The sequence below is a fragment of the Antrihabitans spumae genome, from assembly GCF_043944905.1.
GTDB classification, from domain to species: Bacteria; Actinomycetota; Actinomycetes; order Mycobacteriales; family Mycobacteriaceae; genus Antrihabitans; species Antrihabitans spumae.
Window position 1 is genome coordinate 37,907 of record NZ_JBIMSN010000057.1, and the last position, 10,208, is coordinate 48,114.

Consider the following 10,208-nt stretch of genomic DNA (forward strand, 5'->3'; position numbering starts at 1 on the left):
GGGCAGAACAGTGGGCCGATTCAGCCGAGCCGAGTTGAGTGACGCACTCCGCCACTACGGTGCGCACGTCGATCGGTGTTCCGCATCGGGGGACTGGCGCCCGTTCGCGGATCTGTTCACTGTCGACGTCGAATACATCGAGCACGCTTACGGCATCCTGCACGGTCGGGAAGCTGTTCGGTCCTGGATCGTCGACGTGATGGCACCGTTTCCCCAAATGCGACTCACGCACGCGTGGGAGGCGTACGACGAGGAAAACGGCGCCATCGTCGTCGGCATCGACAACGTGCTCGACCACCCGACCGAGCCGGGCGTCGAGTTCGGCTTTATCAACGTTTCCCGGATGACGTACGCGGGCGACGGCGTGTTCTCGGTGCAGGAAGATGTCTACAACCCCGCGCGCGACGCTCCTCGCGTGGTCGGCGAATGGCTCCGAGCAGGCGGAAAGCTATTGTGCCAACCGCGACTTCGGATGAAGCACGTTTTCGTGACCCCGCCGGTGAAGGTCGTCGGCCAGGCGACGTGACGCTACTGGAGTGACAGGCAACTCTGCAGAGTCTGGAAGTCGGCGGCGACGCCGGGGCCGCCGGTACAGGTCGGCCCGGTTACGCCGTCGATGGTGACCTTGGCGCCGGGGCCCGCGATACCGAGCGAAAGGCCTGGTCGAACTCCAAGGGCTGTAACCTCGGCGCCCGGACCCATCGCGATCGCTGCGGGGCCGGACAGGTTCTGCGCAAGTGCGGATGCGGTACCGCCCGCGGTTGCGATGGCGAGAGCCAGTCCTGACGATCCGGCCGCCGACGTCGCCACGCCATCGGTGCCGTATGCGGCCGCAGCGCTACCCGGCACGGCTGTTGCAGAACAACCGGACACATTCGAGCTGTTCGTGACCAAGCCGGCCCCGGCCGACTGACATCCGGTCGGAGCGGCCGCAGCGGTCGTCGGGATTGCCAAGGCGGCTGCGGCTGTGGCAAGTCCTCCGCCAACGATGATTGCGCGGTCGATCGAGCCCTGTGTCGAGCCATTCCACTCTCCTATACAAGTTTGCGATCCAGCGGCAGCGCTGGGTCGCATAGAGAGCGGTACCCAATCGGGGCCACGATCATGCGCCTGGGGCGAACCTGCCGTCAGGAAACATCCGTCCATGGCGTGAAACCGCTGATCTGAAGAGGGACTTCTTGCCTGCGACAGTGACACGAACCGACATCGTATAGGCCTGTTGACCTTGCTCTCGGTACACCGTCGACGTGATCGCATAGGTGCTGCCGTCGGCGACCAGCTCTCGAGTCGTCGACGACGAATTGTCGTCGGCATAGACCAGTTCGGCGTAGGTCGTCCCACGTTGCCACGCATCGAGTTGCTCGTCCGCCAGCCGACCGGCCACCTGCTTGTCCATGAGGGCAGCGTAAGCGAGTCGGCTCACTGATTCGCGGTATCGGAACCGGAGGCATTTCTGTAACGTGTTACAGATGGCGTTGGAGCAGACAGAGGCAGAACATCAGGCCGAGCTCGCCCGGCCGACCTCCTCGATACGTGACGTCGGCCTACTCCGAAGGGAACTGCAGGACTGGCTGACGGATCGCCTCGGCACGGCTGCGGATCCGGTGGTCGACAATGTGGTGATCCCCGCCGCCAACGGCATGTCGAGCGAAACGATCGTCTTCGACGCCACCTGGCTGGAGAACGGCGAGCGGCAGCTCCACCCGTTGGTTGCGCGGGTCGCTCCTGGCGAGACGACGATGCCGATCTTTCCGACCTACGACATGGCCGCCCAGTTTCGAACGATGCGCGCCGTCTCCGACAACTCGTCGGTGCCGGTTCCGACCACCTATTGGTCGGAGTCCGATCCAGCAGCCCTGGGCGGTCCGTTCTTCGTCATGCAGCGGATCGAAGGTCAGGTTCCACCGGACGTGATGCCCTACAACTTCGGGTCGTGGGTCACCGAAGCAACCGACGACGAACGTGCACGGCTGCAACGCAACACCGTCGGCGTGCTCGCGGATCTGCATGCAATCGACCTGTCGCACTTCGACTTTCTCGGATCACCGCCGCCGGTCGCCGAAACAGCCATGCGTGATCACATCGCCGCACAACGCACGTACTACGAGTGGGCGACCACAACCGGACCCCGCTCACCGCTGATCGAGCGGTGTCTCGACGAGCTGTCCCGCACCTGCCCGACCGACGGCTCGCCAACCGTGTTCTCGTGGGGCGACGCGCGAATCGGGAACGTCATGTATCGGAACTTCGAGCCTGTCGCCGTATTGGATTGGGAAATGGCATCGTTCGGCCCCCGCGAACTCGATCTCGGGTGGCTGATCTTCCTGCACCGATTCTTCGAAGATCTGACGACGCTCGCAGGTATGCCGGGACTGCCGGCTTTCCTTCGGCGTGACGACGTTGCTCACACGTACCGCGAACTATCCGGACACACCCCGCACGACCTGGACTTCTATGTCTTTTTCGCCGCGGTGCGGCAGGCAACGATCATGCTCCGTGTGCAGAGTCGAGCCATTCATTTCGGCCAAGCCGTCGTGCCCGACAATCCGGACGAGATGATCCTGCACCACGCGACGCTGGAAAAGATGCTCGCCGGAACCTACTGGACGGGTATCGCCTGATGCTGTCGCCGATGGACGACTTCCCGATACATCAAGTAGCGCAACCGATTCGCCAGGTCGCGACGTCCGACCGGAACTTCTACGACCGCTACTATTTCAACTGCTACCCGGTCGGGGGAGAGCTGTTTCTCATCGTCGGGTTCGGCCAGTACCCCAATCTCGGCGTCGTCGACGGGTTTGCGGTACTCCGACGCGGTGACGATCACATCGTCTTCCGAGCCTCGAAAGCCCTCGGTGCAGATCGGTCCGACACAACAGTCGGTCCGCTACGAATCGAGGTTCTCGAAGGCTTGCAACGACTTCGGGTCGTACTCGAAACCGGTACCGCCGCAGACCTCGCCTTCGACTTGACCTTCGACGCGAACGTTCCAGCGTTCGAAGAGCCGCGGCACTTCCGCCGCCAACTCGAGCGCGTCACTTTCGACACCGCGCGTTTCGTCCAGACAGGAACGTGGACAGGAGAATTGACGGTCGGCGACGACACGATGGCGGTATCGCCCGAGACCTGGCGCGGCAACCGGGACCGGTCGTGGGGTGTTCGACCGGTCGGTGAACCCGAACCGGCAGGAAGGCGCGCTGTCGACGGCGTGCAGAACTTCTTCTGGATCTACTCCGTGATGGCATTCGACGACTACTCGGTGTTCACCTTCGTGCAGGAGGACGAGCGGGGCAGACGAATCGTCGAAGACGCCACCAGGGTCTGGCCGGATCGAGAGCCCGAATGGCTCGGCCGACCGGAGCACGAACTCGAATTCGCGACTGGAACAAGGGATGTGACCGGCGCCGTGTTGAAGTTCGTTCCTCCGGTGGGGGAGCCGATCACCGTGCGATGTGAACTGTTGCTCGCCAACTACATCGGAATCGGCACCGGCTACGGACTCGACGCAGACTGGCGACACGGCATGTGGCAGGGCGACCTCGTCGTCCAAGGGCTCCGCAAGACAGTCTCCGAGATAGACCCCGCATTGCGGATGTTCTGTCCGGTCGATCACCTGGCGCGGTTCGAACTACTCGAGGGCGGGCAGACCCACAGCGGGACCGGTCTCTTCGAGGTCGGCGTGATCGGGCCGCACGACAAATACGGCTTCACCGGCTTCGTCGACGGCAAGAGTTGACACGCGGCGGCGATCGAACCCCGCTCCAGTAGTGTTGCGTGTCATGGCAATCGGGGAGATGGTTGGATTTCGAAACACGAGGTCGCGGGTCGGTGCCGCCACAGCAACCGCGGTACTCGCGGCGTGTCTCGCCGCAGGTGGACCATCTGTCGCGCATGCGGTTCCGACGTCGTGTGCCGCAGGTTGGGGAGCCACGACGCTGGCGTCGGGTCTGGGGTGGATCGAGAATCTGGAATCCGACGGCAAAGGCGGCTTCTTTCTCACCGGCGCCGACAACGGCGAGATCTATCACGTGAATTCGGAGCGACAGGTCACAACGCTGTTGCGTGGGCTCGACAAGCCCGCAGGGATCCGTTTGATCGGCGATCTGCTGTATTTCGTCACTGGCGACGATCCGACCCGGACCGTTGCCGACGGCACCTTGCAACGTCTCGATCTGGGCACCGGTGAAGTTACTGTCCTGGTCGAAGGGTTGTTCGGCCCCAACGGATTGCTTCTCCTGCCGGATGGCGATCTGCTCATCTCACGGCTCGATATTCTCGGTCCACCAACTGGCATCACACGCTACCGACCCGCGACCCGTGCCGTGACACCGTCATGGTCGAAAGTCCAGCGTTCCAACGGCCTTGCGCTCTCCCCGGACGGAAAGGCGTTCTACACAGGCGACGTCACTTCGACGATCATCCGAATACCCCTCGATGCACCTGACACGTCGACGGTGGTGTCGACCGTGCCTAATCTGATAGCGCTCCCCGACGATATGCAGGCAACTGCCGACGGCAGTCTGTTCGTTGCCGACCATTTGGCAGGCGCGGTCTATCGAGTCGATCTCGCCACGGGGGAGTCGTGCAGCATTGTCACAGGGCTGACGAAGCCGAGCCCGATTCGGATTCCACCAGACGGCCCGACTTCGGTGCGCATCGCGGCGGACGGTGACGGCTGGGCGCTGTACGTCACCGCGTTCGACGGCACGCTCCGCAAGTTCGTTCCGCCAGCCGATGTTGACCTGACGCCAATAGGGGTGGAAGCCGGTTAACGTGTGAAGCGACCCTGGAGGTGAGAGTGCAATACCGACCGGACTCGGCAGAGTTGCTGACAACGCTGGCCGACCTTCTCGACGACGTCCTCCTGCCCGCGTTGCCGAGTTCGCTGCAGCATCGCGCCAGGGTCGCGGCCAACATCGTTCGGATTCTCGAACGCGAACGACGGCTTTCACCCGATGCCGATCAGCAGGCGCGAGCTCGTTACGGCGCACTCCTCGGTCATGACGGTTCGGTAGGCGAACTTGCCGCGGAGCTCGGTGTGGTGCTCAGAACCAACACCGACCACGACCTCGAACGCGACGCCTGGCACGCGCTGGTCGACGTAGCGAAAGCCGATCTGGCCATCGCCAAGCCTGGTTACGACTTGTGGGAGGGCGAGTGAGCCAGAGCGGGACCGAGGCGGCGCACGACACCGTCGCAGGTATCGAACGTTTCCTCGGAGACCAGTTCGGTGGGACGTGGACAGTATCGAACCTCGTACCGGTCTCCGCGGGCGCGCGCAGGCGCAACGTCGTTCTGGATGCGGTCACGTCAGGTGAGCACCTGCGGCTGGTCGCCACGATCGTGCCGACGAACATCGAACTGGTTCCCATCACCGCAGAAGCCCGCATCCGGGAACTTGCGCGCGACAACGGTGTCCCGGTGCCACGAATCCACGCGGTCTGCACAGACCCGACCTACGTCGGAGCATCATTTCTACTGTCCGAACGCGTCGACGGCGAAACTGTTCCGCGCCGAGTTCTGCGGCTCGTCGACGCCGAGGGAATCGGCAACCGTATCGCCGAGCAACTCGGCGTCGCGATGGGTCGGCTGCACGGTATCGATCCAGCGGTCGCCGGCTCCTTCCTGGCGACGAACACGCCGATCCCGCCTCGGCCGCACTGGCCGAACTCGATTCGGCCGTCGACCTGCTGCTCGCCGACAGGCCGGTGTTCGCCTTCGCCCTGCGTTGGCTCGACCAGAACCTCCCCGGACCACCGCCACGCCGGACGGTTGTTCACAACGACATTCGCAACGGCAACCTCATTGTCGGGCCCGACGGTCTTCGTGCCGTTCTCGACTGGGAAGGTGCGCGATGCTGGGGCGACCCGATGCGCGACACCGCGTGGGCAGCCTTGCGGATGTGGCGTTTTCGGGAAGACACTCGCGAAATCGGTGGTTTCGCAGATCGTTCGGTTTTCGTCGCCGGCTACGAATCAGTCGGCGGGCTCTTCGATCCCGATCGATTTCATTGGTGGAAGGTGTTGTGCACGTTGTGGTGGGGCGTCGGATTGGCCAGTCAGGCCGCGGCACATCTCGACGGTAGCGTCCGCGACATCGTGATGGCCGCGAGTGGTCGACGTGTGCCGGAAATCGAGTGGGATCTGTTGATGCTCACCAAACCCTGATCGGAGCACATCGGACATGGACCTCGACCTGCCAAGCGACCTCCTCGCCTATCTCGCCGAGCTGGACGACTTCATCGAGCGCGAGATCGTTCCGCTCGAACAATCCGACGACAACATGCGCTTCTTCGACCACCGTCGCGAGGATTCCCGAACCGACTGGGAGCGAGGCGGTTTGCCAACAGTCGAGTGGGAGGCGTTGCTCGCGGAAGCTCGCAGGCGCGCCGACGCCGCCGGACACTACCGCTATCCGTTTCCGGCCGAGTTCGGCGGCAGAGACGGAACGAACCTCGACATGGCTGTTATCCGTGAGCATCTCGCCCGGCGGGGTCTCGGGTTGCACTGCGACCTGCAGAACGAGCATGCAATCGTGGGCAACAACGTCGGACTGCTGCTGATGCTCGAATACGGTTCCGCGCAGCAGAAGTCCGAGTGGATCGACCGACTGGCCTCCGGCACCGCCGGTTTCGCGTTCGGGATCACCGAACCCGAACACGGTTCCGATGCGACACACATGGAGACCAACGCGATTCGCGACGGTGACGAGTGGATCATCAACGGCGAGAAGACCTGGAATACGGGCGTGCACGTCGCTGCCGCAGACCTTGTCTTCGCGCGAACGAGTGGCCGACCGGGCGATGCGGTCGGCATCACGGCTTTTCTGGTTCCGATGACGACGCCTGGCTTCGTGGTCGAGGAATACCTGTGGACGTTCAACATGCCCACCGACCATGCTCGGGTCTCCCTCACAGACGTGCGAGTGCCGCACGACGCGATCTTCGGCGGCGAGGGACACGGACTTGCCGTCGTGCAGCATTTCTTCAACGAGAACCGCATACGTCAAGCTGCGTCCAGTCTCGGAGCGGCCGAGTACTGCATCGACCAGTCGATCGAATACGCCAAGCAACGCAAGCCGTTCGGCAAACCACTTGCCGCAAACCAGGCGATCCAGTTCCCGATCGTCGAGCTGCGAACCCAGTGCGAGATGCTGCGCACCCTGATCCACAAAACGGCATGGCTGATGGATCGTGACGGTCCGTTCTCGCAGTCGGCGCAGGTGTCGATGTGCAATTTCTGGTCGAACCGGTTGTGCTGCGAGGCGGCCGATCGTGCCATGCAGATTCACGGGGGACTCGGCTACTCGCGCCACAAACCGTTCGAGCACATCTATCGACACCATCGCCGATACCGCATCACCGAGGGCGCCGAGGAAATTCAGATGCGGCGCATTGCAGGCTATTTGTTCGGGTTTATGCCCTCGGGAGCGCCGAAAGGTGTCGACCGTTGAAGGAACTCGAGAAGGCTACAAATCGTGAAGACTTGGCCACCCTCTAGGGGGTGCAACTCTTCACGATTCGCGGCGACGCGTTGTCCGTTCTCGATCCGAACTGCTGCACCTGAACGTTCACGACCTCGTCAGCAGGGTGGCGCGGGTGATCAACCCCATCACCAGTGCCCAGAATGCAGAGCCGATACCGGCGATGGTGACGCCCGACGCGGCAATCACGAAGGTGACTGCAGCGGCTTCGCGGCCTCGCTCGTCGCGCAGACATGCTGCCAACGAGGACGCGAGCACCCCGAGCAGGGCAAGGCCGGCAACGGTTTCCACGATCCCGGTCGGCGCTGCGCCGACCATCGTGACGAGCGCCGCGGACCCCAGACCGAGGACGAAGTAGGTCAGACCGGCCGAGACGGCGGCAATCCACCGCTTCTTCGGATCGGGGTGTGCGGCTGGCGCCGCGGCGAGTGCGGCGCTGATGGCCGCAAGATTGACGGCGTGCACGCCAGCAGGCGCGGTGACGGCAGTGCCGATGCCGGTCACCGCCATCGACGACCGCCACGGAACGGTATAGCCGTAGGAGGCAAGCACAGCGCTGCCAGGAATGTTCTGCGACGCCATGGTGACGATGTAGAGCGGCAGCGCGATACCGATCATCGCCTGCCACGTCCACTGCGGTGTCGTGAGGATGATCGAGGGCCCGAGGCGTGATGTGTCGACGTCGGAATCGCCGGTGATGATGCTGATGCCGATCACAACCGCGGCGGCGCCGAACGCCGCTGGAACGGCCCACCGGGGTGAGAAGCGCGTAACCAGCAGCCAGACCACAACGACCGGTGCGATGACAGCAGGATTGTCGGCAAACGCGGTCACCGGTTCGACACACAACGGGAGGATCACCCCGGCGAGCATCGCCTGCGCCAACGACACCGGGATGGACGCGATCAACGAACCGAGCTTGGACCAGATTCCGGTCGCCACGATGGCAAGACCGGTGACGACGAACGCGCCGATCGCGGCAGGCCAGCCGCCCGCGACAACGCCCGTCCCGGCGAGCAGCGCCGCACCCGGTGTCGACCACGCAAGGGTGATCGGCATGCGGTAGCGCCACGCGAGGAACACGATTCCCACTGCCATCACCAGTGACATCGCGAAGAGGCCTGACGCTGCCTGAGCAGGCGTCGCACCGACCGACCGCAGACCTGCCAGGACCACGGCGAACGAACTGGTGAACCCGACGAGCGCTGTGACTACGCCTGCGCTGATCGGCTGAGACCGCTTGATGGTCGACGCAGTGTCATCCCGCAGAGTGTCATCCCGCCCTGTGTCATCCTGCACGAACGACGAGTCTGCCACCCGACCTCAGTCCGTCGAAACGGCACCGAAGGCACCGGCACGCGCCGCTTCGTCGATCCGGTTCCGGTCGTAGTGCAGCAACTCGGTGAGCAACTCCTCGGTGTGCTCGCCGAGAAACGGTGCCCGGCGCACATCGGGGCGCGTCGAACCGACTCGCACCGGTGACGCGATGGTCGACATCGCTCCGAACGTTGGATGCTCCGTCTCGACGATCATTCCGCGCGCGACGGTTTGCGGATCCGCCAGCGCCTGTTCGACCGAATTGACCTCGCCGACGGGTACACCCGCATCCCGTAACAAGGTCAGCCAGTCCGCACGCTGCCGGGTCCGCAAGATCGAGTCGATGATCGTGCTGAGTTCGTTCGCATTTCTATGACGATCGGCGAAGGTTCGGAACCTTTCATCGGCTGCCAGTTCCGGACGACCGAGTGCCGCCGCGAGGCGTTGCCAGAATTTGTCTTTCGGACACGCGATGACGAGCCAGCCGTCGGCGGCTTCGAACGTGCCGAACGGGACGAGCGACGGGTGTGCCGAACGGCTGATGCGTTGCGGTTGGTAGCCCTCGTTGAGGTGCCAGACGCCGAGGTAGCTGAGCATGCTGATCGCCGTATCGAAAAGGCTGACGTCGCAGTCCATGCCGACACCGTCGCGCCGGGCAGCAAGCAGACCCGACGTCAGGGCCAACGCAGCGACGTAGCCCGTCGAGAAATCGACGAGTGAAAGGCCGGACTTCGTCGGCGGTCCGTCCGGTTCGCCCGTCACATCCATCCAGCCGGCCATACCTTGCACGATGTAGTCGTACCCGGGCTCACGCATCCGTGGTCCACTCATCCCGAAACCCGACAGCGAACAGCAGACGATCGCTGGGTTGAGGTGGGCAACATCGGCGTAGCGCCTGCCGAGGGCGGCGGGCACGTCGCCGCGCAGGTTCGAGTAGATCGCGTCGGCACCGACGACAAGCTCCGAGAAGACGGCCCTGCCTGCCGGCACGGCCAGATCGAGTGCGAGCGACTTCTTGTTTCGGTTGAAGCTCTCGAAGTAGAGCGAATCGCCGTCGACGACATAGGGCGGAACTGTTCTCGAGACGTCACCGCCGGTGTTCGGGTCTTCGATCTTGATTACTTCGGCACCGAGATCAGCGAGATGCAACGAGCCGAACGGTCCGGCGCCGAACTGTTCGATCGCGAGAATCCGGACCCCTTCGAGAGGACGTGGCATGTCGCGTTTCCTTCCAATGGTCGTGTGACCAGCATCTTGTGAGATCCTCTGTTCGGCTGACACCGCGCGGCGCTGATTGCATGCTCATCGAGTGTGCTGTGACGTACCGGTTGCCGGTCGGCCTCGTGTGGTAACCCGCACACGAGGCTGCCATACTCGGTGCCCTGTTCGGTCGTGGCCGGCGCGTGGCT

Annotated in this window: 10 protein-coding genes and 1 pseudogene; 7 read left to right on the forward strand and 4 right to left on the reverse strand. The window is 63.6% G+C overall.

Annotated features, from left to right (window positions below; translation table 11 throughout):
• Positions 1–10 precede the first annotated feature (10 nt).
• Positions 11–526: a nuclear transport factor 2 family protein gene (locus tag ACHIRB_RS13410; RefSeq protein WP_395124522.1), complete on the forward strand. Its 516-nt coding sequence runs from the start codon at positions 11–13 to the stop codon at positions 524–526.
• 2 nt (positions 527–528) lie between these two features.
• On the opposite strand, the gene ACHIRB_RS13415 is transcribed toward ACHIRB_RS13410, so the two are convergent.
• Both ACHIRB_RS13415 and ACHIRB_RS13420 read right to left on the reverse strand, forming a co-directional pair.
• Positions 529–1,146, reverse strand: a complete 618-nt coding sequence (locus ACHIRB_RS13415) for a DUF6764 family protein (RefSeq protein ID WP_395127703.1) — start codon at positions 1,144–1,146, stop codon at positions 529–531.
• Positions 1,103–1,396 carry a hypothetical protein gene (locus tag ACHIRB_RS13420; RefSeq protein ID WP_395124523.1) on the reverse strand — a complete coding sequence of 98 codons (294 nt, stop codon included), beginning with the start codon at positions 1,394–1,396 and terminating at the stop codon, positions 1,103–1,105. Before ACHIRB_RS13420 ends, ACHIRB_RS13415 begins: the two co-directional genes overlap by 44 nt.
• Positions 1,397–1,469: 73 nt before the next feature.
• Here ACHIRB_RS13420 and ACHIRB_RS13425 point away from each other — a divergent pair, with 73 nt between their 5' ends.
• The 6 genes and pseudogenes from ACHIRB_RS13425 (at position 1,470) to ACHIRB_RS13450 (ending at position 7,452) form a co-directional block, all read left to right on the forward strand.
• Positions 1,470–2,621 (forward strand): phosphotransferase family protein, encoded by a 1,152-nt coding sequence (locus ACHIRB_RS13425; RefSeq protein ID WP_395124524.1) that lies wholly within the window; start codon positions 1,470–1,472, stop codon positions 2,619–2,621.
• Positions 2,621–3,736, forward strand: coding sequence for an Rv3169 family protein (locus ACHIRB_RS13430; protein WP_395124525.1), 1,116 nt, complete (start codon positions 2,621–2,623; stop codon positions 3,734–3,736). The genes ACHIRB_RS13425 and ACHIRB_RS13430 overlap by 1 nt, the downstream gene beginning before the upstream one ends.
• A gap of 43 nt (positions 3,737–3,779) precedes the next feature.
• Entirely contained in the window at positions 3,780–4,772 is a 993-nt protein-coding gene (locus ACHIRB_RS13435) for an SMP-30/gluconolactonase/LRE family protein (protein WP_395124526.1), read from the forward strand.
• 26 nt (positions 4,773–4,798) lie between these two features.
• The gene (locus tag ACHIRB_RS13440) at positions 4,799–5,161 is read left to right on the forward strand and encodes a DUF6285 domain-containing protein (protein WP_395124527.1); all 363 of its coding nucleotides are present in this window, start codon (positions 4,799–4,801) and stop codon (positions 5,159–5,161) included.
• Positions 5,158–6,167, forward strand: a pseudogene (locus ACHIRB_RS13445) (phosphotransferase family protein). The gene ACHIRB_RS13440 and the pseudogene ACHIRB_RS13445 overlap by 4 nt, the downstream one beginning before the upstream one ends.
• 16 nt (positions 6,168–6,183) lie before the next feature.
• Positions 6,184–7,452 (forward strand): acyl-CoA dehydrogenase family protein, encoded by a 1,269-nt coding sequence (locus ACHIRB_RS13450; protein WP_395124528.1) that lies wholly within the window; start codon positions 6,184–6,186, stop codon positions 7,450–7,452.
• A 117-nt stretch (positions 7,453–7,569) separates the two neighbouring features.
• Here ACHIRB_RS13450 and ACHIRB_RS13455 read toward each other — a convergent pair whose 3' ends face one another.
• Positions 7,570–8,781: a benzoate/H(+) symporter BenE family transporter gene (locus ACHIRB_RS13455; RefSeq protein WP_395112693.1), complete on the reverse strand. Its 1,212-nt coding sequence runs from the start codon at positions 8,779–8,781 to the stop codon at positions 7,570–7,572.
• Positions 8,782–8,805: 24 nt separating this feature from the next.
• Positions 8,806–10,017 (reverse strand): CaiB/BaiF CoA transferase family protein, encoded by a 1,212-nt coding sequence (locus ACHIRB_RS13460; RefSeq protein WP_395124529.1) that lies wholly within the window; start codon positions 10,015–10,017, stop codon positions 8,806–8,808.
• Positions 10,018–10,208: the final 191 nt, after the last annotated feature.